At 68.0% G+C, this 24511-nt stretch carries 23 protein-coding genes; 10 read left to right on the top strand and 13 right to left on the bottom strand.

The window, feature by feature from the left end:
• Positions 1 to 58: 58 nt before the first annotated feature.
• Positions 59 to 1651, bottom strand: coding sequence for a malate synthase A (aceB, locus tag AC5LXX_RS10585; RefSeq protein WP_493409447.1), 1593 nt, complete (start codon positions 1649 to 1651; stop codon positions 59 to 61).
• Positions 1652 to 1716: 65 nt separating this feature from the next.
• Entirely contained in the window at positions 1717 to 2478 is a 762-nt protein-coding gene (locus AC5LXX_RS10580) for a haloacid dehalogenase type II (protein WP_493409446.1), read from the bottom strand.
• 153 nt (positions 2479 to 2631) lie between these two features.
• Between AC5LXX_RS10580 and AC5LXX_RS10575 the strand changes: the two genes are divergently transcribed.
• Both AC5LXX_RS10575 and AC5LXX_RS10570 read left to right on the top strand, forming a co-directional pair.
• Positions 2632 to 3567: a LysR family transcriptional regulator gene (locus AC5LXX_RS10575; RefSeq protein ID WP_493409445.1), complete on the top strand. Its 936-nt coding sequence runs from the start codon at positions 2632 to 2634 to the stop codon at positions 3565 to 3567.
• A 129-nt stretch (positions 3568 to 3696) separates the two neighbouring features.
• Entirely contained in the window at positions 3697 to 4131 is a 435-nt protein-coding gene (locus AC5LXX_RS10570) for a universal stress protein (protein WP_124450640.1), read from the top strand.
• 204 nt (positions 4132 to 4335) lie between these two features.
• Here AC5LXX_RS10570 and aceA read toward each other — a convergent pair whose 3' ends face one another.
• The 3 genes from aceA to AC5LXX_RS10555 all read right to left on the bottom strand — a co-directional run bounded on the left by aceA (position 4336) and on the right by AC5LXX_RS10555 (position 8222).
• The gene (aceA, locus tag AC5LXX_RS10565) at positions 4336 to 5643 is read right to left on the bottom strand and encodes an isocitrate lyase (RefSeq protein WP_493409444.1); all 1308 of its coding nucleotides are present in this window, start codon (positions 5641 to 5643) and stop codon (positions 4336 to 4338) included.
• A 398-nt stretch (positions 5644 to 6041) separates the two neighbouring features.
• Positions 6042 to 7595, bottom strand: coding sequence for a DEAD/DEAH box helicase (locus tag AC5LXX_RS10560; protein WP_493409443.1), 1554 nt, complete (start codon positions 7593 to 7595; stop codon positions 6042 to 6044).
• A 357-nt stretch (positions 7596 to 7952) separates the two neighbouring features.
• On the bottom strand, positions 7953 to 8222 hold the full coding sequence (locus AC5LXX_RS10555; RefSeq protein WP_124450632.1) for an acyl-CoA-binding protein: 270 nt from the start codon (positions 8220 to 8222) through the stop codon (positions 7953 to 7955).
• A gap of 147 nt (positions 8223 to 8369) precedes the next feature.
• Between AC5LXX_RS10555 and tsaB the strand changes: the two genes are divergently transcribed.
• The 4 genes from tsaB to AC5LXX_RS10535 are packed head-to-tail and all read left to right on the top strand — an operon-like array spanning position 8370 to position 11578.
• Positions 8370 to 9137 carry a tRNA (adenosine(37)-N6)-threonylcarbamoyltransferase complex dimerization subunit type 1 TsaB gene (gene tsaB / locus AC5LXX_RS10550; RefSeq protein WP_493409442.1) on the top strand — a complete coding sequence of 256 codons (768 nt, stop codon included), beginning with the start codon at positions 8370 to 8372 and terminating at the stop codon, positions 9135 to 9137.
• Positions 9134 to 9634, top strand: coding sequence for a ribosomal protein S18-alanine N-acetyltransferase (gene rimI, locus AC5LXX_RS10545; RefSeq protein WP_493409441.1), 501 nt, complete (start codon positions 9134 to 9136; stop codon positions 9632 to 9634). The genes tsaB and rimI overlap by 4 nt, the downstream gene beginning before the upstream one ends.
• Positions 9621 to 10616, top strand: a complete 996-nt coding sequence (locus tag AC5LXX_RS10540; RefSeq protein ID WP_493409440.1) for a uracil-DNA glycosylase — start codon at positions 9621 to 9623, stop codon at positions 10614 to 10616. The genes rimI and AC5LXX_RS10540 overlap by 14 nt, the downstream gene beginning before the upstream one ends.
• Complete coding sequence (locus AC5LXX_RS10535) at positions 10613 to 11578, top strand: DUF1853 family protein (protein WP_493409439.1); 966 nt, start codon at positions 10613 to 10615, stop codon at positions 11576 to 11578. Before AC5LXX_RS10540 ends, AC5LXX_RS10535 begins: the two co-directional genes overlap by 4 nt.
• Before the next feature lie 18 nt (positions 11579 to 11596).
• Here AC5LXX_RS10535 and thiD read toward each other — a convergent pair whose 3' ends face one another.
• Together thiD and lplT are read right to left on the bottom strand one after the other, a co-directional pair.
• The gene (gene thiD, locus AC5LXX_RS10530; RefSeq protein WP_493409438.1) at positions 11597 to 12406 is read right to left on the bottom strand and encodes a bifunctional hydroxymethylpyrimidine kinase/phosphomethylpyrimidine kinase; all 810 of its coding nucleotides are present in this window, start codon (positions 12404 to 12406) and stop codon (positions 11597 to 11599) included.
• A 58-nt stretch (positions 12407 to 12464) separates the two neighbouring features.
• Positions 12465 to 13772 (bottom strand): lysophospholipid transporter LplT, encoded by a 1308-nt coding sequence (lplT, locus tag AC5LXX_RS10525; RefSeq protein ID WP_493409437.1) that lies wholly within the window; start codon positions 13770 to 13772, stop codon positions 12465 to 12467.
• Positions 13773 to 13990: 218 nt separating this feature from the next.
• Here lplT and alr point away from each other — a divergent pair, with 218 nt between their 5' ends.
• The 3 genes from alr (at position 13991) to AC5LXX_RS10510 (ending at position 16862) form a co-directional block, all read left to right on the top strand.
• Entirely contained in the window at positions 13991 to 15061 is a 1071-nt protein-coding gene (alr, locus tag AC5LXX_RS10520) for an alanine racemase (RefSeq protein WP_493401000.1), read from the top strand.
• An 11-nt stretch (positions 15062 to 15072) separates the two neighbouring features.
• Positions 15073 to 16449, top strand: coding sequence for a DNA repair protein RadA (gene radA / locus AC5LXX_RS10515; RefSeq protein WP_059233837.1), 1377 nt, complete (start codon positions 15073 to 15075; stop codon positions 16447 to 16449).
• A 146-nt stretch (positions 16450 to 16595) separates the two neighbouring features.
• Positions 16596 to 16862, top strand: coding sequence for a DUF2866 domain-containing protein (locus tag AC5LXX_RS10510; protein WP_175904322.1), 267 nt, complete (start codon positions 16596 to 16598; stop codon positions 16860 to 16862).
• Between the two features lie 173 nt (positions 16863 to 17035).
• Here AC5LXX_RS10510 and AC5LXX_RS10505 read toward each other — a convergent pair whose 3' ends face one another.
• A complete protein-coding gene (locus AC5LXX_RS10505; protein WP_493409436.1) occupies positions 17036 to 18967 on the bottom strand; it encodes an ATP-binding cassette domain-containing protein in 1932 nt (643 codons plus the stop codon).
• Between the two features lie 136 nt (positions 18968 to 19103).
• Here AC5LXX_RS10505 and AC5LXX_RS10500 point away from each other — a divergent pair, with 136 nt between their 5' ends.
• Entirely contained in the window at positions 19104 to 19583 is a 480-nt protein-coding gene (locus AC5LXX_RS10500) for a glutathione peroxidase (protein WP_124450612.1), read from the top strand.
• A 33-nt stretch (positions 19584 to 19616) separates the two neighbouring features.
• On the opposite strand, the gene cls is transcribed toward AC5LXX_RS10500, so the two are convergent.
• The 5 genes from cls to dapD all read right to left on the bottom strand — a co-directional run bounded on the left by cls (position 19617) and on the right by dapD (position 24510).
• Positions 19617 to 21056, bottom strand: a complete 1440-nt coding sequence (cls, locus tag AC5LXX_RS10495; RefSeq protein ID WP_493400997.1) for a cardiolipin synthase — start codon at positions 21054 to 21056, stop codon at positions 19617 to 19619.
• A 108-nt stretch (positions 21057 to 21164) separates the two neighbouring features.
• Entirely contained in the window at positions 21165 to 22073 is a 909-nt protein-coding gene (gene prmB, locus AC5LXX_RS10490; RefSeq protein ID WP_493409435.1) for a 50S ribosomal protein L3 N(5)-glutamine methyltransferase, read from the bottom strand.
• A gap of 11 nt (positions 22074 to 22084) precedes the next feature.
• Positions 22085 to 23224 carry a succinyl-diaminopimelate desuccinylase gene (gene dapE / locus AC5LXX_RS10485; protein ID WP_124450606.1) on the bottom strand — a complete coding sequence of 380 codons (1140 nt, stop codon included), beginning with the start codon at positions 23222 to 23224 and terminating at the stop codon, positions 22085 to 22087.
• Between the two features lie 90 nt (positions 23225 to 23314).
• Positions 23315 to 23683, bottom strand: a complete 369-nt coding sequence (locus tag AC5LXX_RS10480) for an ArsC family reductase (RefSeq protein ID WP_014896722.1) — start codon at positions 23681 to 23683, stop codon at positions 23315 to 23317.
• Positions 23683 to 24510 carry a 2,3,4,5-tetrahydropyridine-2,6-dicarboxylate N-succinyltransferase gene (gene dapD, locus AC5LXX_RS10475; protein ID WP_006478479.1) on the bottom strand — a complete coding sequence of 276 codons (828 nt, stop codon included), beginning with the start codon at positions 24508 to 24510 and terminating at the stop codon, positions 23683 to 23685. Before dapD ends, AC5LXX_RS10480 begins: the two co-directional genes overlap by 1 nt.
• Position 24511: the final 1 nt, after the last annotated feature.

Raw genomic sequence — 24511 nt, 5'->3', positions numbered from 1 at the left:
TGCGACGGGCAGCGTGGCATGCGCGGTCGACGGCCGCCGGTCGCTGCGTGCCGCGTCGTCAGATTTCCTCGTACAGCGGCAGCGTCAGGAATTCGGTAAAGCCTTCCGACGTCGACATCTGTTCGAAGATCGCTGCGGCGCGCTCGTACGGCTGCGTGTTGCCGCCGACCGAGCGCTTCACGTTGTCGAGCTCGGCCTTCGCGAACTCGCGCACGAGCTCGGCCGTGACCTTGCGGCCATCGTCGAGCACACCCTTCGGCGAGCGGATCCACTGCCACACCTGCGAGCGAGAAATCTCGGCCGTGGCCGCGTCTTCCATCAGGTTGTGGATCGGCACGCAGCCGTTGCCGTCGAGCCACGCACCGAGGTAGTGGATGCCGACGTTGATGTTGTTGCGCAGGCCGGCTTCGGTAATCGGCGCTTCCGGCTGGAAGTCGAGCAGGTTCCTGCCTTCGACCTGCACGTCGTCGCGCTGCTTCGCGATCTGGTTCGGCTTGTCGCCGAGCACCTTGACGAACTCTTCCATCGCGATCGGCACGAGGCCCGGGTGTGCGACCCAGCCGCCGTCGTAGCCGTCGGTCGCGTCGCGCTGCTTGTCCGAGCGCACGCCGCCCATGGCCTTGTCGTTCGCTTCCGGATCGTTCTTGATCGGGATCAGCGCGCTCATCCCGCCGATCGCCGGCGCGTTGCGCTTGTGGCACGTCTTCAGCAGCAGCAGCGCGTACGCGCGCATGAACGGCACCGTCATCGTGATCTTCGATCGCTCGGCCAGGCAGAAGTCGCGGTCGTTCTTGAACTTCTTGATCGCCGAGAAGATGTAGTCCCAGCGGCCGGCGTTCAGGCCCGAGCTGTGTTCGCGCAATTCATACAGGATCTCGTCCATCTCGAACGCGGCGAGGATCGTCTCGATCAGCACCGTTGCGCGGATCGTGCCGCGCGGCACGCCGATCGCTTCCTGCGCGGCGACGAAGATGTCGTTCCACAGGCGTGCTTCGAGATGGCTTTCCATCTTCGGCAGGTAGAAGTACGGGCCCGAGCCGCGCGCGATCAGCTCCTTCGCGTTGTGGAACAGGAACAGCGCGAAATCGAAGATGCCGCCGGACACGCGCTGGCCGTCGACCGTCACGTGCTTCTCGTCGAGGTGCCAGCCGCGCGGACGCACGATCAGCGTCGCGACCTTGTCGTTCAGCCGGTACGACTTGCCGTTCTGCTCGAGCGAGATCGTGCGGCGCACCGCGTCCTTCAAGTTGATCTGGCCGTCGATCTGGTTCGTCCAGCTCGGTGCGTTCGAATCCTCGAAGTCCGTCATGTACGAATCGGCGCCCGAGTTCAGCGCGTTGATGATCATCTTGCGCTCGACTGGGCCGGTGATCTCGACCCGGCGGCATTGCAGGTCGGCCGGCAGCGGCGCGACCTTCCAGTCGCCTTCGCGGATCGACTTCGTCTCGGCCAGGAAGTCGGGGCGCTCGCCCGCGTCGAGGCGCTTCGTGCGCTCGGCGCGCGCCTGCAGCAGCGTCTGGCGGCGCGGTTCGAACGTGCGGTGCAGCGCCGCGACGAGTTCCAGTGCTTCGGGCGTCAGGATTGCTTCGTAACCCGGCTGGATGTCGCCGGTGATCGTCATGCCTTGCGGCAGCGTGATCGGGGTGCTCATGAGTCTCATCTCCTTGGTCGGTCAGTTGCGGTTTCGGTGAAGGGGGAAGGCGGCAGCCGCGAGCGTCATGCACCCGGGCCGGGGCGCGTGCGGTTTGCGGGCTTGCCGGACGGAGCCGGGGTGGCGAGGAAGTCGAGCAGGTCGGCCATGCCGGTGCCCGTGCCGTCGGGCGGCGCGCCGAGTTCCTCGGCGGGCGCGCCCGTGCGATTGAGCCAGAACGTCGTGTAGCCGAACCAGACGGCACCGGCGACGTCCCACGCGTTCGACGACACGAACACGATGTCGCGCGGGTTCGACCCGAACGAGGCGGTGCCGAGCGCGTAGGCGGCCGGGCTCGGCTTGTAGGCACGCACGGTGTCGGCCGACAGCACGCGATCGAACAGCCCGGACATGCCGGCGCTCTTGATCGCGATGTCGAGCATCTGCGGCGTGCCGTTCGACAGAATCCCGAGCGGTGGGCGCGGTTCGAGCGCGCGCAGCTTGCGCAGCGCGGGCACGGTGTCGGGATAGGTGGACAGGCACGCGTATTCGTCCATCAGCCGCTTCTCGGCCGCGCTGTTCAGCGCGAGCCCGAGCCGGCGCGCGGCGAACCGCAGCGCGTCGAGCGTGATGTCCCGGAACGGGCGATAGCGCGCGCCGGCCGGATCGGCGAGCGTGCGCAGTTGCGAGTATTCGATCTGCTTGCGTCGCCACAGCTGCGACAACCGTTCCCCATGTCCGGGAAACATCTGCTCCGCCGCGGCCAGCACCGCACGCACGTCGAACAACGTGCCGAATGCGTCGAAGAGGATTGCGTCGGGAGAGGAGAGTGTCGTTGTGGCCGACATAGCCTTGCGCTCCAGTTTCAGAGGTCGGATCGATTCTATTCGTGATCGTATTCACTAAAAAAGACGCTATTCATCACTTGATCTTTTACTTTCATATACCTAATCTTGGCGCTTTAAGCGATTTGAAGGGCGGCCGTGCCGTCCTTGCGACTCATGGACCGGTTCAAGCAGATCGAAACGTTCGCCGCGGTCGCGGCGAAGGGCAGCCTGTCGGCGGCCGCGCACGCGGAAGGCGTCGCGCCGGCGATCATCGGCCGCCGCCTCGACGCGCTCGAGGAGCGGCTCGGCGTGAAGCTGTTGGTGCGCACGACGCGCAAGCTCACACTGACGTTCGAAGGTTCGGCGTTCCTCGAGGATTGCCAGCGGATCATCAACGACATGCAGAACGCGGAGGCGAGCGTGTCCGCCGGCGGCGTCAAGGCGAGCGGCCACCTGCGGATTTCCGCGCCGGCCGGCTTCGGCCGGCGGCACGTCGCGCCGCTCGTGCCCGAATTCAGCGGCGGGCACCCGGACGTGTCGGTCACGCTCGACCTGTCCGACCGGATGGTCGATCTCGTCAACGAGGGGTTCGATTGCGCGGTGCGGCTCGGCGAGCTGCCCGATTCGTCGCTCGTGTCGCTGAAGCTCGGCGAGAACCGCCGCGTGTGCGTCGCGTCGCCCGCCTATCTGGCGCGGCGCGGCACGCCGGTCACGCTCGCGGAGCTGGCGCGGCACAACTGCCTCGCGCTCGCGGCGAACGCGAACCAGCAGCGCGGCTGGGCGTTCCAGGAGGACGGCAAGGTCGTGTCGATCCGCGTGAACGGCACGATGGAATGCTCGGACGGCGCGGTGCTGCACGAGTGGTGCCTCGAAGGCTACGGCCTGGCCTGGCGCTCGTGGTGGGAGGTCGGCGAGGATATCGCGGGCGGCCGGCTCGTCAGCGTGCTCGATGCCTTCGAGGCACCGCCGATCGGCATCCACGCGGTGTTTCCGCAGCGCCGGCACCTGCCGCTGCGCGTGCGCCTGTTTCTCGACTACCTGAAGCACACGTACGAGCAGCCGGGCTATTGGGGCGAGCAGGCGGCGCGCGCCCGCGCGTTTCCGATATGAGGGCGAACCCGCTGCCGGTGCCGGTCGGGCGATTTCACGCACTACACTCGTAGGAGGCATGTCCGGCGCGTCGCGGCCGGTCCGGAAGGGATCGTTGCGTGCGGCGTGCGATAGACGAAGGAGGGCGCGATGTTCCGGCACATCCTCGTTCCAACCGACGGTTCCGAACTGTCGCGCAAGGCGATCGACGGCGCGATCGACCTGGCACGCGCGGTCGGCGCGCGCGTGACGGCCTACGCGTGCCTGCCGCAGTATCCGTACTCGCCGTTTTCCGAAGTGATCATCGAGCCGCCCGCCGATTTCCGCGCGCGCAGCGAGCGCGAGGCGCGTGCGCACCTCGACGAGGTGGAGGCCGCCGCGCAGGCGGCCGGCGTCGCCTGCGACACGTGGACGAGCGTCCACCCGTCGCCGTATCTCGGCATCATCGAGGCGGCCGAACGCGGCGGCTGCGACGTGATCTTCATGGCGTCCCACGGACGCCGCGGGCTCGGCAGCCTGCTGATCGGCAGCGAGACGCAGCGCGTGCTGACCCATACGAAAATTCCGGTGATCGTTTATCGGTAGGGCGTCGCCGCCCGTGGCTGCGCGGGCAGCGTCGCAAAAAAGGGCGCGCCGGACGAAGCCGGCGCGCATCGTTGCAGGCGGCCCGCAGGCCGCGCGGCCGGTCGCGCGATCGGCACCGCGCGCCTGCCGTCTCCTCCCTGATTGTTGTCCGGTGGCCGGTGCCGCGCCGTGACGAGGCGGGCACCGGCGTGACGCCTGCGCGTGTTACGCGACCTTCTTGCCGTCGAAGAACTGCTCGTCTTCGGTCGAGCCGTGCAGCGCGGTCGTCGACGCTTCGCGCTCGACCGTCTGCGTCACCGCGTCGAAGTAGCCGGTGCCGACTTCGCGCTGGTGCTTGACGGCCGTGAAGCCCTTGTCGGCTGCCGCGAACTCGGCCTGCTGCAGTTCGACGAATGCGCTCATCTGCGTGCGGGCATAGCCGTGCGCGAGGTTGAACATCGAGTAGTTCAGCGCATGGAAGCCCGCCAGCGTGATGAACTGGAACTTGTAGCCCATCGCGCCGAGTTCCTTCTGGAACTTCGCGATCGTCGCGTCGTCGAGATTCTTCTTCCAGTTGAACGACGGCGAGCAGTTGTACGACAGCAGCTTGCCCGGGAACTGCTTGTGGATCGCTTCCGCGAATTTCTTCGCGTACTCGAGATCCGGCTTGCCCGTTTCACACCAGATCAGGTCGGCGTACGGCGCGTACGCGAGGCCGCGCGAGATCGCCTGCCCGAGGCCCGGCTTCGTGCGGAAGAAGCCTTCCACCGTGCGCTCGCCCGTCAGGAACGGCTTGTCGTTGTCGTCGACGTCGGACGTGATCAGGTCGGCCGCTTCCGCGTCGGTGCGCGCGACCAGCACGGTCGGCGTGCCCATCACGTCGGCCGCGAGACGGGCGGCCGACAGCTTCGCGACGGCTTCGCGCGTCGGCACGAGCACCTTGCCGCCCATATGGCCGCACTTCTTCACCGACGCGAGCTGGTCCTCGAAATGGACGCCCGAAGCGCCGGCCTCGATCATCGCCTTCATCAGTTCGAACGCGTTCAGCACGCCGCCGAAGCCGGCTTCCGCGTCGGCGACGATCGGTGCGAAGAAGTCGACATAGCCCTCGTCGCCGGGGCTCTTGCCTTCCGACCACTGGATCTGGTCGGCGCGCGTCAACGTGTTGTTGATGCGCTTCACGACGAGCGGCACCGAGTTAGCCGGGTACAGCGACTGGTCCGGGTACATTTCGCCCGCGACGTTCGCGTCGCCGGCCACTTGCCAGCCGGACAGGTAGATGGCCTTCAGGCCGGCCTTCACCTGCTGCATCGCCTGGTTGCCAGTCAGCGCGCCGAGTGCGTTGACGAACGGCTCGTGGTTGATGAGGCTCCACAGCTTTTCCGCGCCGCGCTTGGCCAGCGTGTGTTCGATCGGGACCGAGCCGCGCAGGCGGACCACGTCCTCGGCCGAGTAGCCGCGCTTGATGCCCTTCCAGCGCGGATCGGTTTCCCATTGCTTCTGCAGTTCCTGTGCCTGTTGCTGACGCGACATGATGAGCTCCTTGATGCGGTGTGTTGCCTGATGTGCCGAATCCGACGGTCGTGATGCGGTTCGCGAAGCGGGGCGCGAGGCGTTCCGTTTCGCGAGGTCTTGTATAAGAGTCTAGGCAAATCGGCAGGCGCGAAACAGGGGGCTTGTCCGGCAACCGGGTAAATTTTTAAGTGTTTTAAATCAAGCGCTTGTATTTCTTATTTCGAGATAAGAAACGGCTTTTTCCATCCCGCAATCGTGCAGGTTGTGCCGTGCAGCATGACTTTTTACGACGCAAAAAATTTTTCCGCATCGTGAAATGTGGGGCGGGACGAAAAAAAACCGGCGCAGATGCGCCGGTTGGCTCGATGGGTAGGCGCCCATCCGTGGGGCGGCGGCGAGGCGCCGCCCGTGCGTGCTTACGACGCGGAGTTGCTGCGGCGCGGGCCGCCGCTGCGCTGACCGTCGCGACGCGGGCCGCCGTCACGGCTGCCACCCGGCTTGCCGCTCCAGCCGCCGCCATTGCCGCCGCCGTAGCTGCGGCCGTTGCCGTTACCGTTGCCGCCATAACCGCCGCCCGGCTTGCCGCCGAAACGTCGACCGCCGCCGTTGCCGCCGCCCGGACGGCCGCGGCCGCCGGTGCCGCCGTTACGCGGGGGCGCCTTGCGCGGCTCGAAACCTTCGATCACGTTGACCGGCAGCGGCGCGCGCACGAAGCGCTCGATGCGCTTGAGCGCGCCTTGCTCGGCGTGGTGCACGAGGCTCACCGCCGTGCCCGAACGGCCTGCACGGCCGGTACGGCCGATACGGTGCACGTAGTCTTCCGCGAACTTCGGCAGGTCGTAATTGAACACGTGCGTGATGCCCGGGATGTCGATGCCGCGCGCTGCGACGTCGGTGGCCACCAGCACGCGCACACGGCGCTCGCGCAGCGCACGGATCGTGCGGTTGCGCGCGCCCTGCGGCAGGTCGCCGTGCAGCGCGGCCGATTCGAAGCCTGCGTCGGCGAGACGGCCGGCGAGCTGGTCGGCGTCGATCTTGGTCGCCGTGAAGATGATCGCCTGGTCGAGCGCGTCGTCGCGCAGCAGGTGATCGAGCAGGCGATCCTTGTGGTCGCGGTCGTCGACGTAGTGCACGGTTTGCGCGATGTTGGCGCGCGACTCGAGGCGCTGCTGGATCTCGATGCGTTCCGGATCCTTCAGCAGGCGGCTCGTCAGCGAACCGATCTTGCCGTCGAGCGTGGCCGAGAACAGCATCGTCTGGCGCGACTCGGGCGTGGCGGCGACGATCGTTTCGATGTCTTCGATGAAGCCCATGTCGAGCATGCGGTCGGCTTCGTCGAGCACGAGCATCTTCAGTTCCGACAGGTCGATACGGCCGCGCTCGAGGTGATCGAGCAGGCGGCCCGGCGTGGCGACCAGGATTTCCGGGTTCTTCGCGAGCAGCATCAGCTGCTGGCCGTAGGCGACGCCGCCGAGGATGCTGACCGTGCGCAGGCGCTTCAGGTGCTTGCCGTACGTCGATGCGGCCGTGGTGACCTGCATCGCGAGTTCACGGGTCGGCGTCAGCACGAGCAGGCCCGGGCGCGCGACGGGTTGCGGGCGGCGCACACGGCGGTCGCCCTGGTTCGGTTCACGCGGCGCGCGCGGTTGCTGCGCCTGCGTCTTCTGGAGCTGCGCGAAACGTTCGATTGCGGGCAGCATGAATGCGGCGGTCTTGCCCGAACCGGTCGGGCTGGACACCAGCAGGTCGCGGCCGGCGATGCCGGCCGGAATCGCGCGCTGCTGGACCGGCGTCGGCTTCACGTAGCCGGCGGCCTGCAGCGCGGAGACGATCTCCGGCGACAACCCGAGCGACGCGAAGCTCGGCTCGTCCGACGCCGGTTCGACCGCGGCCGGTGCGGCGGCGTCGTCGAGACCGAGCGCCTGGTCGGCGATCGCGTTGAGCGGGCTGGAGTTGATGCTCGAAGTCATAACAATCCTTGAAACACAGTGGGTGAAACGTCGGCGCCAATCGCGCATACCCAAGTCGTCGGATTCAGCGAGCAAATCGGGAAACGGGTGCAATCCGCCGAACCGTCGGCGGATGAGGCATTAGAAGCTGTTTTGGGTGCGGCGCGCTTCAGGAGCGGGGCCGCCAGCCTAGTTGACGACCGCAAGGGTCGAAGCAGGAGGGGACAGGTTCTAAACCGGATTGGAGCTTAACGCTACGAGGCGTCTTGCCGGAACGGCTTGAAGCCGAGCGCGGGGGGTGACGCAGCCAGCATTATAAAGAGATTTGCTGCGCTGCGCCAGTGATTTGATTGCCTATTGTGTCGGCGGGCGATTCGGTCAGGAAGCCGTGCCGTTTTTCAGCGATTCGACGAGTTCGACGTACTGCTGCTTGGCCGCATCCGGCGACGTGCCCTTCAGCGCGTCCCACGCATCGTACTTGTACTTGCCGACGATGTCGGTGAAGCCCGGCTTGTCGCCGTGCGCGTCGCCGTCGGTCGCCTGCTTGAAGAGCGCATAAAGGCGCAGCAGGGTCAGGTTGCCGGGGCGTTCGGTCAGTTGCTTGACGTCGATCTGGGCCTGGTCGAATTGGGCGGTGAGGTCGCTCATCGGGTGTCTCCGTAAGGGTTTCAGGTCGGGCGATCTTAACAAGCGGACCGCCGCGCGGGGTCGAGCGATCCTTCCAAACCGCCGCCGGTGCAGCGCGGGCGCACAGATCGGTCCCGATCGCCCGTTGGAGCGGGGCGCCGCATTACAATGTCGGCCATGACGCAAACAGTGCTCCTCGCCATCGATACGTCGACCGAATACTGCTCGGTCGCGCTGCTGCGCTCGGCCCATGCCGATGACGCCGTTTCCTCTCCGCAAACCTGGGTCCGCCACGAACCGACGGGCGCCGTGTCGAGCACGCGCGTGCTGCCGGCGATCCAGGAACTCTTCGCTGAATCCGGGCTGACGCTCGCCGACTGCGACGCGATCGCGTTCGGCGCGGGCCCCGGCTCGTTCACGGGCCTGCGCACCGCGACGGGCATTACGCAGGGCCTCGCATTCGGCGGCGGGTTGCCGGTCGTGCCGATCGGCACGCTGCTCGCGTGCGCGGAGCACGCGCGGCTGCGTGCGCCCGGCACGACCCGCGTGCTGGCCGCGCTGGACGCGCGGATGGACGAAGCCTACTGGGCCGATTTCGAATGGGACGACGGCGCCGGCGACTGGCGCACGCTGCATCCGGCTTCGCTCGATGCGCCGGGCGCCGTCGGCGTGCCCGATGTGCCGTTCACGCTCGCGGGCAATGCGGCCGCCGCGTTCGGCGTGCAGTTGCCGGCCGCGTCGCGTGCGGCCGTGATCGACGGCGACGCGATGCCGCATGCGCTCGCGGTCGCGCATGCCGCGCTGCGCGCGTTCCGCGCCGGGCGGGCGGTGCCGGCCGATCAGGCTGCGCCTGAATACGTGCGCGACAAGGTCGCGCAGACGACTGCCGAGCGCATCGCGGCACGCGCCGCGCAGACGGGCGGAGCGAAGGGATGACGGGTGTCTTGCTGAGCGACCGCTATCTGGCGCCGATGACGGACGCCGATCTCGACGAGGTCGTCGCGATCGAGCACGTCGCGTACGAATTCCCGTGGAGCCGCGGCAACTTCGAGGATTCGTTGCGCAACGGCTACCTGGGCGTGTGCCTGCGGCACGTGACGGGGGCGCTCGTCGGCTATTGCGTGCTGATGCCCGTGGTCGACGAAATGCACGTGCTGAACCTGTGCGTCGCGCCGGCGGCGCAGCACGCGGGCGCGGGCCTTGCGCTGCTGCGCGAGGCCGTGCGAATTTCGCGCGCGGAGCGGCTCGACGGCATGCTGCTCGAGGTGCGGCCGTCCAATCCGCGCGCGATCCAGCTGTACGAGCGGTTCGGTTTCGTGACGATCGGCCGCCGCAAGAACTACTATCCGGCGAAGCATCACAGCCGGGAGGACGCGATCGTGATGCGTCTGACGTTGAACAAGGACGAGGGGGACGCGCATGGCGTGGGCTGAAGCAGCGTTCGAGGAACTGGGCCTCGCGCAGATCTGGGTGCGGCGCGGGCAGCGCGCGGATGAAGGCGCGGCAGCCGAAGCGCCCGCCGTGCCGCAAACCGGTGCGGCGGGCAGCGCCGCGGCCGGCGTGGACGACCGACCGGCGCGCCCGGCACGTCAGCCGGTGCAGGACGACAGGCCGGCGGCGGATGTGCGTGCCGCCGATGCCGCACCGGCGCGAGTGGTCGAGCGCGATCGCGTGCCCGCGCCGGTTGCCGCGGCCGGCACGATGCCGCCGATGGACGACGCGCCGCCTGCCGGCGCCGACGATTTCGCGTGGTTCGACGCGGCGCCGCCGGGCGATCCCGTGCCCGTGCCGGCCGCCGAATCGCGCCCCGCCGGCACGCCGGTTGCCGCGCTCGACTGGGACGCGCTGGCCGCGCGCGTGGCCGACTGCACGCTGTGCCGTCTGTGCGAGAAGCGGACCAACACCGTGTTCGGCGTCGGCGACCGCGAAGCCGACTGGATGCTGATCGGCGAAGCGCCGGGCGAAAACGAGGACAAGCAGGGCGAGCCGTTCGTCGGCCAGGCCGGCAAGCTGCTCGACAACATGCTGCAGTCGCTGTCGCTCAAGCGCGGCGACAACGTATACATCGCGAACGTGATCAAGTGCCGTCCGCCCGGCAACCGCAACCCGGAACCGGACGAGGTCGCGAACTGCGAGCCCTATCTGCAGCGCCAGGTCGCGCTCGTGAAGCCGAAGCTGATCGTCGCGCTCGGCCGATTCGCCGCGCAGACGCTGCTGAAGACGGACGCGAGCATCGCGTCGCTGCGCGGTCGCGTGCATGCGTACGAAGGCGTGCCGGTGATCGTCACCTATCATCCGGCATACCTGCTGCGCAGCCTGCAGGACAAGTCGAAGGCGTGGGCCGACCTGTGCCTGGCGCGCGACACGTTCCAGCGTGCAGAGGGCGCCGACACGAGCGGGCCGGCCGGGCAATGACGATCGGCGCGGCGTACGCATTCGTCGATACGCTGCGCGACGCCGCGGTGCGCGATCTGGGCTGGCTGCTGGCCAGTCCGAGCCTGCTGACCGCGGTGCCGGGCGCGCCGCTTGCGCGGCCGTGGCCGGATGCGGCCGGGCGCTCGGCCGTTCAAGCGTGGCTTGCCGCACTCGATGGGCAGCCCGAGCCGCTGCATCGCGCGCTCGACGGCTTCCGGCCGACCCGGCTCGGCCGTTACGCGGAATGCCTGCTCGAATATTTCCTCACGCACGGCCCGTCGCTGCGGCTCGTCGCGGCCAATCTCCCGCTGCGCAGCAACGGCAAGACGCTCGGCGAAGTCGATTTCCTCGTCGATGCGCCGGACGGGCAGCGCCTGCACTGGGAGCTCGCGGTGAAGTGCTATCTGTGCGCACCGGTGCACGAGGGCGCGACGCTTGCCGATTTCGTCGGCCCCAATCTCGTCGACCGGTTCGACCGCAAGCGCAGCCGGCTGCTCGATCACCAGTTGCGGCTCGGCGAGCACGATGGCTTTGCGCGGCTCGGCTACGGCGCGCCGTCCGACGCGCAGATGTTCATCAAGGGCTGGCTGTTCTATCCGCACGGCGTGCCGTTGCCGCCGGTGTCGGCGGAAATCGCGACGGATCATCCGCATGGATTCTGGCTGACGCACGCGCAGTGGCCGGCGTGGGCGGCCGCGCAGCCTGCCGGCGCCGCGTGGAGCGTGTTGCCGAGGCTGGCGTGGCTCGCGCCGCGACTGGCCGCCACCGGCGCCGGTTTCACGCCCGAACCGCTGGCGGCCGCGTTGGAACTGCCGCCCGTGTTGACGGCACGTGAGGCGCCGGTGCTGATCGGCGTCCATGAAAAGGGCAGTGACGGCACGTGGCGCGAAACGGCGCGCGGCTTCGTCGTGCCGGACGACTGGCCGGCACGCGCGCAGGCGTTCGCCGCGCAGGATCACTGACGCCGCGTCAGCCGGCGCTTACCACCAGCGATGGAAGTGATGGACGGGGCCGACGCCGTGGCCGACGTCGAGGCGGCCGCTCGCGGCGATCGCGCCGGTCAGGTAGGTCTTGGCTTCGCGCACCGCGCTTTCGAGGTCGGGCTGTTGCGGCAGCAGCGCGGCGATCGCCGACGACAGCGTGCAGCCGGTGCCATGCGTGTTGCTGACCGGCACGCGCGCACCGTCGAGCCGCACGGTACGCGCCGCTTCGACGAGCCAGTCGGGGCTCGCGGACGCATCGGGCAGGTGGCCGCCTTTCATCAGCACGGCGCGCGCGCCTGTTTGTAGCAGCGCCTGGCCTTGCCGGACCATGTCGTCCTCGGTGGCGGCGGGCACGTCGTCCAGCAGGGCGGCCGCTTCGGGCAGGTTCGGCGTGACGACCGTCGCGAGCGGCAGCAGCGCGTTGCGCAGCGCATCGACCGCGTCGGGCGCGAGCAGCGCGTGCGCGCTCTTCGAGATCATCACCGTGTCGAGCACGACGAAACGCGGCGCGTAGCGCCGCAGCGCGTCGGCCACCGCATGGACGATCGCCGCGTTCGCGAGCATGCCGATCTTGACCGCATCGATGCGGATGTCGTCGAACACCGCGTCGAGCTGCGCGGTCACGAACGCGGCGTCCGGCGCATGCACGCCCGTCACGCCGCGCGTGTTCTGCGCGGTCAGCGCGGTGATCACGCTCGCGCCGTATGCGCCGAGCGCGGAAAACGTCTTCAGGTCGGCCTGGATGCCTGCGCCGCCGCCCGAATCGGAGCCGGCGATCGTCAGGATGTTGGGGATCGGATGCGTCATGAGGGCAACGCGCCGGTTCGAAGACCGGCGCCGGCGGACGGAAACGGAAAGTGTAGCCTTAGTGCCGCGATTCGCCGATCAGTGCGACCGAGTCGAACTGGCGCTGGTTCGCCTGGTGGCGGCGCATCACGAGCCACATCGTCAGGCAGACGAACGTGCCGAACAGCACGATCACGACGCCGACCGGCACGTCGAGCCAAACGAGCACTGCATACAGGCACAGCATCACGAGCACCGACAGGTTCTCGTTGAAGTTCTGCACCGCGATCGAGTGGCCGGCCGACAGCAGCACGTGGCCGCGATGCTGCAGCAGCGCGTTCATCGGCACGACGAAGTAGCCCGACAGCGCGCCGACGCACATCAGGAAGATGTACGCGATGATCAGATAGACGGGCATGCGCAGATGGCCGAAGTGCACGGCCCAGTGCGACGGGAACAGGTCGCGCGTGTAGAACGCCATCAGCATCACCGCGATGCCCATGATGATGCCGACGGGCAGCACGGTCAGCGACTTCTTCAGCGGGATGCGCGCGGCGGCGGCGATCGCGCCGGCCGCGACACCGACCGCGACGACGGCCTGCAGGATCGCGCCTTCCGACAGCGACATGCCGAGCGACACTTCGGCCCACTTCAGCACGATGAACTGCAGCGTCGCGCCGGCACCCCAGAACAGCGTCGTGACGGCCAGCGAGATCTGGCCGAGCTTGTCGCGCCACAGCACCATGAAGCAGTCGGCGAAATCCGTGAGCAGCTTGACCGGGCCGCGCTCCTGCTTCGGGTAGCGGGCGCCCGTGTCGGGAATGCGCAGGTTGAACAGTGCGGCGATCACGTAGATCGCCATGATGATCGCCATCGCGGCTTCGGCGGGCGTGCCGATCCAGTCGGGGGTGTGCGCGATCACGTGCGATGCGATGTGCGGGCTGATCAGCGCGCCGCCGAGCACGGTGCCGAGGATGATCGAGCTGACGGTCGTGCCTTCGATCCAGCCGTTCGCGGCGACCAGCCGGTCGGCCGGCAGCAGCTCGGTGAGGATCCCGTATTTGGCGGGCGAGTAGGCTGCGGCGCCGAAGCCGACGATCCCGTACGCGATCAGCGGATGGGCGCCGAACAGCATGATCATGCAGCCGACCACCTTGATCGAGTTGGTGATGAACATCACGCGGCCCTTCGGGCGCGAATCCGCGAACGCACCGACATATGCCGCCAGCACCACGTACGACAACACGAAGAACAGCTTCAGCAGCGGTGTCATCCAGTTGGGGGCGTGGAGGTCTTTCAGCAGGGCGATGGCGGCGATGAGGAGCGCATTGTCGGCCAGCGACGAGAAAAACTGCGCGGCCATGATGGTGTAAAAACCTTTTTTCATCTGATGCGATGCTTTCGTCGCCGGGGCAGGGCCGCGTAGGCCGCCTGGTATGCGATCGGCTTATTCCGTTCGAAATGGGTTGTGCGCACGGCTTTATAACATGAAAATACGCCAATTCGGACTAGCAAGATTCCCCGATCGTTCCGCAAATTGTCGGCTTCGGTGCTCAAAAGGCGCGGTAAGCTGATGATTCGCAAGCGTCTTTACGTAAATTTCCCATGCCGCGCCCGATCTCCGCCACCATCCACACCGCCGCTCTCGCGAACAATCTCTCCGTCGTCCGCCGCTTTGCCGGCCCGTCCAAGGTCTGGGCGGTCGTCAAGGCCAACGCGTACGGCCACGGTCTCGCCCGCGCGTTTCCGGGCCTGCGCGGTACCGACGGCTTCGGCCTGCTCGACCTCGACGAGGCCGTGAAGCTGCGTGAGCTCGGCTGGGCCGGCCCGATCCTGCTGCTCGAAGGCTTCTTCCGCTCGACCGACATCGACGTGATCGACCGCTACAGCCTGACCACCACGGTCCACAACGACGAGCAGATGCGGATGCTGGAAACGGCGCGGCTGTCGAAGCCGGTCAACGTGCAGCTCAAGATGAACAGCGGGATGAACCGGCTCGGCTACGTGCCGGAAAAGTACCGTGCGGCGTGGGAGCGCGCCCGCGCGTGCCCCGGTATCGGCCAGATCACGTTGATGACCCATTTTTCGGACGCCGACAACGAGCGCGGCGTCGCCGAGCAGCTCGCGACCTTCGAGCGCGGCGCTGAAAGCATCGCCGGCGCGCGCAGCCTCGCGAATTCGGCGGCCGTGCTGTGGCATCCGGACACGCACTTCGACTGGGTGCGGCCGGGCATCGTGCTGTATGGCGCGTCGCCGTCCGGGCTGTCGGCCGATATCGCCGACACAGGGCTCAAGCCCGCGATGACGCTCGCGTCCGAGCTGATCGCGGTGCAGACGATCGGGAAGGGCCAGGCGATCGGCTATGGCTCGACGTTCTCTGCGCAGGCGCCGATGCGGATCGGCGTCGTCGCGTGCGGCTATGCAGACGGCTATCCGCGCGTCGCGCCCGAAGGCACGCCGGTGATCGTCGATGGCATCCGTACGCGGATCGTCGGCCGCGTGTCGATGGACATGATTACCGTCGACCTGACCCCGTGCCCGCAGGCCGGTGTCGGTGCGCGCGTCGAGCTGTGGGGCAACGCGCTGCCGATCGACGACGTCGCCCGCCAGTGCGGGACGATCGGTTACGAGCTGATGTGCGCGGTCGCCGGCCGCGTGCCCGTGCGAGCGGAATAAGGGCGTCGCGCGTGGCCAAACAGAAAACCGTTTATGTCTGCAGCGAGTGCGGCGGACAGACCCCGAAGTGGCAGGGCCAGTGCCCGTCGTGCCAGGCGTGGAATACGCTGGTCGAATCGGTCGCCGAAGCGCCCGCTGCCCATCGTTTCCAGTCGCTCGCGAAGCGGGCGCCCGTGCAGCGCCTCGTCGACATCGAGGCGGCCGACGTGCCGCGCTTCTCGACCGGCATCGGCGAATTCGACCGCGTGCTCGGCGGCGGGCTGGTGCCGGGTGGCGTCGTGCTGATCGGCGGCGATCCCGGCATCGGCAAGTCGACGCTGCTGCTGCAGTCGCTCGCGGACATCGCGAGCGAGCGGCGCGCGCTCTATATCAGCGGCGAGGAATCGGCCGCGCAGATCGCGTTGCGCGCACAACGGCTTGCGCTGCTCGACGGCGGTGCGCCGGCGGACGAACTGAAGCTGCTCGCCGAGATCCAGCTCGAGAAGATCCAGGCTGCGATCGACGCGGAGCGGCCGGACGTGGCCGTGATCGACTCGATCCAGACTGTCTATTCGGAAGCGCTCACGTCGGCGCCGGGCTCGGTCGCGCAGGTGCGCGAATGCGCGGCGCAGCTCACGCGCATCGCGAAACAGTCGGGCACCGCGATCATCATGGTCGGTCACGTGACGAAGGAAGGCAACCTGGCCGGCCCGCGCGTGCTCGAGCACATCGTCGACACGGTGCTGTACTTCGAAGGCGACACGCATTCGTCGTTCCGGCTCGTGCGCGCGTTCAAGAACCGTTTCGGTGCGGTCAACGAACTCGGCGTGTTCGCGATGACCGAGCGCGGGTTGCGCGGCGTCGCGAATCCGTCCGCGCTGTTCCTGTCGCAGCACGAACAGGTCGTGCCGGGCTCGTGCGTGCTGGTCACGCAGGAAGGCACGCGGCCGCTGCTCGTCGAGGTCCAGGCGCTCGTCGACACGGCGCACGTGCCGAATCCGCGCCGGCTCGCGGTCGGCCTCGAACAGAACCGGCTCGCGATGCTGCTCGCGGTGCTGCACCGGCATGCGGGCATCGCGTGCTTCGACCAGGACGTGTTCCTCAACGCGGTGGGCGGCGTGAAGATCACCGAGCCGGCGGCCGACCTCGCGGTGCTGCTCGCGATCCATTCGTCGATGCGCAACAAGGCGCTGCCGAAGGGGCTGATCGTGTTCGGCGAAGTGGGGCTGGCGGGCGAGATCCGGCCGTCGCCGCGCGGGCAGGAGCGGCTGCGCGAGGCGGCGAAGCTCGGCTTCACGTCCGCGCTGATTCCGAAGGCGAATGCGCCGAAGCAGCCGATCGAAGGGCTGAACGTGATGGCCGTCGATCGGCTCGAGCAGGCGATCGACCGCGTGCGCGATCTCGAGTGACCGGCCGCGCCGGCACGCCTGGCATGCCTGCAGGCGTTCTGGCGCGTAATTCGTTGTAAAGAATATGTAGGCTGCTGTAACCCGCCGGACATCGCTTTTCCCTATCCTTTGCCGGATTGTCGAACCGCGCAATGCGAAGGGAACCTATGTTGAAATCGTATGGGGAAGCGCCGGGCGGACGCCTTTACAACCTGCGCGGCTGCCGCGTGTCGGAGCCGATTCGCCAGCCGTGGGGCGGCGGATGCCGGATCGTCGAATGGATCGACGACGAAGGGCGCCTCGCGCGCAAGGTCGTGTCCGAGGACGTGACCGAAGCGGAAGTCGCTGCCGCGATCCGGCGGCCGACCGAAGGGCGCCGGCACCTGATGAGCGACGACGAGCAGATGCCGCGCGATACGCTGCCGCGGCGCTGAGCCGGCGGCGCGGCGAACTGCCGGGCAGCGGCAGTCCAGTCAGCAGGCCGGGCCCGTGCGCCCGGCCTTGTCGTATCTGGGCCCGGACAAGGCCCGGCGGGGTGTCGAATCACGGCGGCAGCCGGCACGCCGTGCGTGCGTTTCGGCCGGCTCCGCCGCCGCGGCATCCAGCCTCAGCCGATCTGCTCGAGTTCTTCCTGCGCGGCGAGCCAGTCGGCCTCGACCGTCTCGAGGCGCGTGTTGACGTCGCCGAGCTTGCGGATCGCGTCGGTCAGCTCGGTCTTGCGCTCGGCCTCGTAGCTCGCCGGATCGGCGACGAACGCGTCGAGGCGCGCCTTCTCCGCGTGCAGCGTCTCCATTTCCTTTTCGAGCTTCGTGATCCGGTTCTGCAGCGGCTTCTTCAAGACCGACAGGCGTTGCCGTTCCTCGGCGGCCTGCCGCTTCTGGTCCTTGCGGTTGGCCGCGGCGCCTGCACCCGGCGACGCCGCGCTGTCGGCCTTCGCGGCCGCGCGTTGCTCGGCCGCGTGCTGCAGCAGCCAGTCGCGGTAGTCGTCGAGGTCGCCGTCGAACGGTTGCAGCCGGTGCTTCGCGACCAGCATGAACTGGTCGGTCGTTGCGCGCAGCAGGTGGCGGTCGTGCGACACGAGGATCAGCGTGCCTTCGAACTGCGCGAGCGCCATCGTCAGCGCGTGGCGCGTTTCGAGATCGAGGTGGTTCGTCGGTTCGTCGAGCAGCAGCAGGTTCGGCTTCTGCCAGATGATCAGCGCCAGCGCGAGGCGCGCCTTTTCGCCGCCCGAGAACGGGCCGACCGCGCTCGTCGCCATGTCGCCCGAGAAATTGAAGCCGCCGAGGAAGTCGCGCAGTTCCTGCTCGCGCGTGTCGGGTGCGAGCCGCGCCAGGTGCGCGAGCGGCGAATCGTCCTCGCGCAGCGTTTCGAGCTGGTGCTGCGCGAAATAGCCGATCGTCAAACCCTTGCCGTCGCGCACGTGGCCCGACAGCGGCGCGAGCGTGCCGGCCAGCGTCTTGATCAGCGTCGACTTGCCCTGGCCGTTCGCGCCGAGCAGGCCGATGCGCTGGCCGTTCTGGATCGACAGCGCGACGCGCTCGACGATCGGGATTTCCGCGCCGTCGTCGGCATGGTAGCCGCAGCGGACGTCTTCCATCACCATCATCGGGTTCGGCGCGGCGTCGGGCGTGCGGAATTCGAACGTGAACGGCGACGCGACGTGCGCGGGCGCGATCAGCTCCATCTTCTCGAGCGCCTTCATCCGGCTCTGCGCCTGCTTGGCCTTGGTCGCCTTGGCCTTGAAGCGGTCGACGAAGCTCTGCAGGTGCTCGATCGTCTTCTGCTGCTTTTCGTAGGCGCTTTGCTGCAGCGCGAGTTGCTGCGCGCGCAGCACTTCGAACTGCGAGTAGTTGCCGCCGTAGCGCTTCACCTGGCGGTTTTCCAGGTGCAGCGTGACGTTGCAGATCGAGTCGAGGAATTCGCGGTCGTGCGAAATCACGACGAGCGTGCCGGGGTAGCGGTGCAGCCAATCTTCGAGCCAGACGATCGCGTCGAGGTCGAGGTGGTTCGTCGGTTCGTCGAGCAGCAGCAGGTCGGAGCGGCACATCAGCGCCTGCGCGAGATTCAGGCGCATGCGCCAGCCGCCGGAGAAGCTGGCGACGGATTCGCGCGTCTGCGCGAGCGTGAAGCCGAGGCCGAGCAGCAGCGCCTCGGCGCGGGCCGGCGCGGTGTAGCCGTCGGCGTCGGCGAACGCCGCGTGCGCGTCGGCCTCGGCGGCGCCGTCATGCGCGGCCGAAGCGGCTGCGATGCGCGCCTCGATCTCGCGCAGCGCGGCGTCGCCGTCGAGCGTGTAGTCGAGCGCCGAGCGCTCGACGGCGGGCGTTTCCTGCGACACATGGGCGATCCGCCACGACGGCGGCATCGAGAAATCGCCTCCGTCGGAATGCAGCTCGCCGCGCAGGACGGAAAACAGCGTCGACTTGCCGGCGCCGTTCGCGCCGATCAGGCCGGCTTTCTCGCCGGGATTGAGCACGAACGAGGTCGACTCGAACAGCGGCTTGGTGCCGCGTGCAAGGCTGAACTGATTGAAACGGATCACGGCGGAAATGACTGGCCAAAACCGCTATTCTAGACTGCGCGCCGGTCGCGCCGGGCATCGGCCGCTCGGCGGATGCCGCAACGGCGCAATTTCGCCTAGACTCCACGTCGATCCGGTTTCATAAAAGGAGTGCCCGATGTCCACCCTGTATTCGTTCAGCGCAGAGACGCTCGCCGGTGCGCCGGTATCGCTCGACGCGTATCGCGGCAAGGTGCTGCTGATCGTCAATACCGCGAGCGAGTGCGGTTTCACGCCGCAGTACGCGGGCCTGCAGAAGCTGTACGACCAGTACGCGGCGCGCGGCTTCTTCGTGCTCGGTTTCCCGTGCAACCAGTTCGGCAAGCAGGAGCCGGGCGACGCCGCGCAGATCGGCGCGTTCTGCGAGCGCAACTACGGCGTCACGTTCCCGATGTTCGCGAAGATCGACGTGAAGGGCGATCATGCGCATCCGCTGTACCGCTACCTGACCGACGAGGCGCCCGGCATTCTTGGTCTCAAGGCGATCAAGTGGAATTTCACGAAATTCCTGGTCGATCGCGACGGGCGCATCGTCAAGCGCTACGCGCCGTCGACGAAGCCCGACGAAATCGCCGCGGATATCGACAAGCTGCTGTGAGGGTGGCGGGCGGCGCCGACGCCGCCCCGGCCGTTACAGGATCGGCGCGAACAGCCGCGCGACGTGCATCGCGATGCGCCGCCACGCGGGCGACTGGCGATATTCGTTCGCATCGACTTCGTATGCCTGCGCGAAGTCGGCATCGAGCATCGTCTCGACTTCGCCGGCGAACGCGCGGTCGACGGTCAGCACCATCACCTCGAAATTGAGCCGGAACGAACGGTTGTCGAGGTTCGCGCTGCCGATCGCCGCGGCGATGCCGTCGATCAGCACGACCTTCTGGTGCAGGAAGCCCGGCCGGTAGCGGAACACCTTCACGCCTGCATCGACGAGGTCGCGCGCGTACAGCTTCGACGCCTCGAACACCACGTAGTGATCGCGCCGGCTCGGGATCAGGATGCGCACGTCGACGCCGCGCATCACCGCAAGCTTCAGCGCGGAGATCACGGCTTCGTCGGGGACGAGATACGGCGTGGTGATCCAGACCCGCTCGCGCGCGGCATTGATCGATTCGACGAAGAACAGCGAGCCGGTTTCCTGCTTGTCGGCCGGCCCCATCGGCACCGCGAGGCAATGCATGCCGTCGCCGGGCTGCGCGGGTGGCGGCAACGCGATCGGCGGCAGCTTCTGCGTGGCCCAGTGCCAGTCTTCGGCGAATACGTACTGGATGCTCGCGACCACCGGGCCGCGGATCTCGATGTGCGTGTCGCGCCAGGGTGACAGGCGCGGCTTCGCGCCGAGATACTCGACGCCGACGTTGTGACCGCCGACGAACGCGCGATTGCCGTCGACGACGACGATCTTGCGATGGTTGCGGAAGTTCAGCTGGAAGCGGTTGACGAACTTCCGGTTGGTCGCGAACGGATGGACTTCGACGCCGCCCCGGCGCAACGTGTCGACATAGCTGTGCGGCAGGTCGAAGCTGCCGATGCTGTCGTACAGCAGGCAGCAGCGCACGCCGGCCGCCGCGCGTGCGAGCAGCGAGTCGCGCAGCATCCGGCCGAGCGCGTCGTCGCGCACGATGAAGAACTGGACGAGCACGTAGTCGCGCGCCGCGTCGATCGACGACAGGATGGCGGAGAACGTCGCGTCGCCGTTCACGAGCGTGCGCACCGAGTTGCCGCCGAGGAACGGCATGCCGCCGAGCCGCGTGAGCGCGAGCACGGCGGCCTGGCCGAGCGCGTCGGCGGCCGGCCCGTCGGTCGCGTCGGTGGCGCGCCACGGCGAGCGTGGCGTGTGCGTGCGCAACATTTCCAGCTCGTGGCGCCGCGCGTCGACGTAGCCGGAGAACTTGCTGCGGCCGAGGAACAGGTACGGCACGAGCGTCAGGTACGGCATGGCCGCGAGCGAGACGGCCCACGCGATCGCGCCTTGCGACGTGCGCGTGTTCATGATCGCGTGGCATGCCGCGACGATCCCGAGCACGTGGATGGTCAGGATCAGGGTGCCGAGATGTAGCCAGTCGAGGGTCATGGGCGCGTGACGGACTCCTGAAGTCGGGCGGCCGGGCGGCCGCCTACGCGCATCTTACCCAACCGTGCGGCGCAATGGTGCGCCGCACGGCGGGCGGGCCGGAAGCACTCAGGCCTTGCGCGGCAGGTCCGACGCCTGGATCAGGAACACGGCGTCGTCGCCCGCGCTGGTGGGCAGCCACGTGAGTTCGAGGCCGCCGAACGCGGCTTCGACGCTCTCGCGCTCGTTGCCGATCTCGACGACGAGCACGCCGTCGTCGTGCAGCCAGCGGTGCGCTTCGGCGACGATGCGTCGCACGATGTCCATGCCGTCGTCGCCGCCCGCGAGCGCCATCTCCGGCTCGTGCCGGTATTCGGGCGGCAGCGCGGCCATCGACGATGCGTTCACGTACGGCGGGTTCGTCAGGATCACGTCGTAGCGCGAGCCCGGGTCGGTGCGGAAGGCGGGCAGCGGGGCGTAGAGGTCGCCGCGGTGCAGCCCGATGCGGTCTTCGAGGCCGTAGTCGCGCACGTTGATCTCGGCGACTTCGAGCGCCTTGTCCGACAGGTCGACCGCGTCGATCTCGGCGTTCGGGAACGCGCTTGCCGCCAGGATCGCGAGGCAGCCGGAACCGGTGCACAGTTCGAGCACCGCGCCGACCTGCTCGGGATCGGCGACATACGGCTGCAGCCCGTCGTCGAGCAGTTCGCCGATGAACGAGCGCGGCACGATCACGCGTTCGTCGACATAGAAGCGGTGGCCGTGCATCCACGCTTCATGCGTGAGGTACGCGGCCGGCACGCGATCGGTCGCGCGCCGCTCGATCACCGCGAGCACGGCCGCGATCTCGTCGGGCAAGAGGCGCGCGTCGAGGAACGGCTCGAGCGTGTCGAGCGGCAGGTCGAGCGTGCGCAGCACGAGGTAGGCCGCTTCGTCGTACGCGTTGTCGGAGCCATGGCCGAACGCGAGCTTCGCCTTCGAGAAGCGCGTGACCGCGTAGCGCAGCAGGTCGCGGACAGTGGCAAAAGGTGTCGTCATGCGGGGCTCCATCAGGCGATCAGTTGTTCGAGCACGCGGCGGTACACGTTCTTCAGCGGATCGACGAAGCGCACTTCGATGTGCTCGTCGATCTTGTGGATGCTGCCGTTCGGCGGTCCGAACTCGATCACCTGCGGGCAGATGCGCGCGATGAAACGGCCGTCCGACGTGCCGCCCGTCGTCGACAGCTCGGTCGTGATGCCGGTCTCGGTGCGGATCGCGTTTTCCAGCGCGCCCGACAGCTCGCCGCGCGGCGTGAGGAACGGCAGGCCGCTGACCGACCACTTCAGCGTGTATTCGAGGCCGTGCTTGTCGAGGATCGCGTGCACGCGTGCCTGCAGGCCTTCGACCGTGCTGGCGGTCGAGAAGCGGAAGTTGAACAGCAGGTCGGCGTGGCCGGGGATCACGTTGGTCGCGCCGGTGCCGGCGTGCAGGTTCGACACCTGCCAGGTGGTCGGCGGGAAGTATTCGTTGCCCTCGTCCCACTGCTCGGCGGCGAGCTCGGCGAGCGCCGGCGCGAGCAGGTGGATCGGGTTCTTCGCGAGGTGCGGATACGCGATGTGGCCCTGCACGCCCTTGACGACCAGTTCGCCCGACATCGACCCGCGGCGGCCGTTCTTGACGACGTCGCCGAGCTCGGCGGTCGACGTCGGCTCGCCGACGATGCAGTAGTCGAGGCGCTCGCCGCGTGCCTGCAGCAGTTCGACGACCTTCACGGTGCCGTCGGTGGCCGGGCCTTCCTCGTCGCTCGTGATCAGGAACGCGATCGCGCCGCGGTGGCCGGGGTGGGCCGCGACGAATTCCTCGGAGGCGACGACGAACGCCGCGAGCGACGTCTTCATGTCGGCTGCGCCGCGGCCGTACAGCTTGCCGTCGCGATGGGCGGGAATGAACGGCGGCGAGGTCCACTGCTCGAGCGGGCCGGTCGGCACGACGTCGGTGTGGCCCGCGAACGCGAGCAGCTTGCCGTCGCGGCCGTCGGTGCCGCGCTTGACGGCCCACAGGTTGGTCACGCCGTGCGACGCGATGGTCTCGCATTCGAAGCCGAGCGCGGCGAGGCGCTCGGTCATGATCTGCTGGCAGTGCTGGTCGTCGGGCGTCACGGACGCGCGGGCAATCAGCTGTTCGGTAAGGGCTAGGGTGGCGGACATGGTTCGGACCACTTTCGATAAAAAATGCCGGCGCGGTGGCCGGCAGCGACAGGACGTCGGGCTGCGCCGGCAGGCGCAGCGCGGGCGACCCTATGCGGCAAACAGCGCCGCGTATTGATCGGCCACGAAGCCGAGCGATTTCACGCGGCCGTTGACGACGAGCACGGGGCGCTTGATGACCGACGGCTTGTGGATCATCAGCGCGACCGCGCCGGTCTTCGTTTCGGCCGCGGCCTTCATCGCGTCGTCCAGGCCGCGCCACGTCGTGCCGCGCTTGTTGACGAGCGCGTCGAGCGACACGTCCTTCAGCCAGTCTTCGACCAGCGGCGCGCTGACGCCGAGCTTCTTGAAGTCGTGAAACTCGAACTCGACGCCGTGATCGTCGAGCCACACGCGGGCCTTCTTCACGGTGTCGCAGTTCGGAATGCCGTAGACGACCACGGTGTGCGGCTTGGCCATCAGTCGCCTCGCAGCAGCTCGTTCAGGCCGACCTTCGCACGCGTCTTCGCGTCGACCTTCTTGACGATCACCGCGCAGTACAGGCTGTGCGAACCGTCCTTCGACGGCAGGTTGCCGGCGACGACGACCGAGCCGGCCGGGATGCGGCCGTAGCTGACTTCGCCCGTCTCGCGGTCGTAGATCTTCGTGCTCTGGCCGAGGTACACGCCCATCGAGATCACCGAGTTTTCCTCGACGATCACGCCTTCGACGACTTCCGAGCGCGCGCCGATGAAGCAGTTGTCTTCGATGATGACCGGGTTCGCCTGCAGCGGCTCGAGCACGCCGCCGATGCCGACGCCGCCCGACAGGTGCACGTTCTTGCCGATCTGCGCGCACGAGCCGACCGTCGCCCACGTGTCGACCATCGTGCCTTCGTCGACGTACGCGCCGATGTTGGTGTACGACGGCATCAGCACGACGTTCTTCGCGATGAACGAGCCGCGGCGCGCGATGGCCGGCGGCACGACGCGGAAGCCGCCCGCGGCGAAATCTTCAGCCGTGTAGTTCGCGAACTTCGACGGCACCTTGTCGTAGAACTGCGAGTAGCCGCCGGCCGGCATCGGTGCGTTGTCTTCCAGGCGGAACGACAGCAGCACGGCCTTCTTCAGCCACTGGTGCACGGTCCAGTTGCCGTCGATCTTCTCGGCGACGCGCAGCGCACCTTTGTCGAGTTGCTCGATCGCGTGAGCGACGGCCTCGCGGACGTCGGCGGGCGCGGCCTTCGGCGACAGCTCGGCGCGGTTTTCCCAGGCGGTATCGATGATTTGCTGAAGTTGTTGCGACATG

Source organism: Burkholderia torrens (genome assembly GCF_984668525.1).
This window is presented reverse-complemented; position numbering and strand designations above follow the sequence as displayed.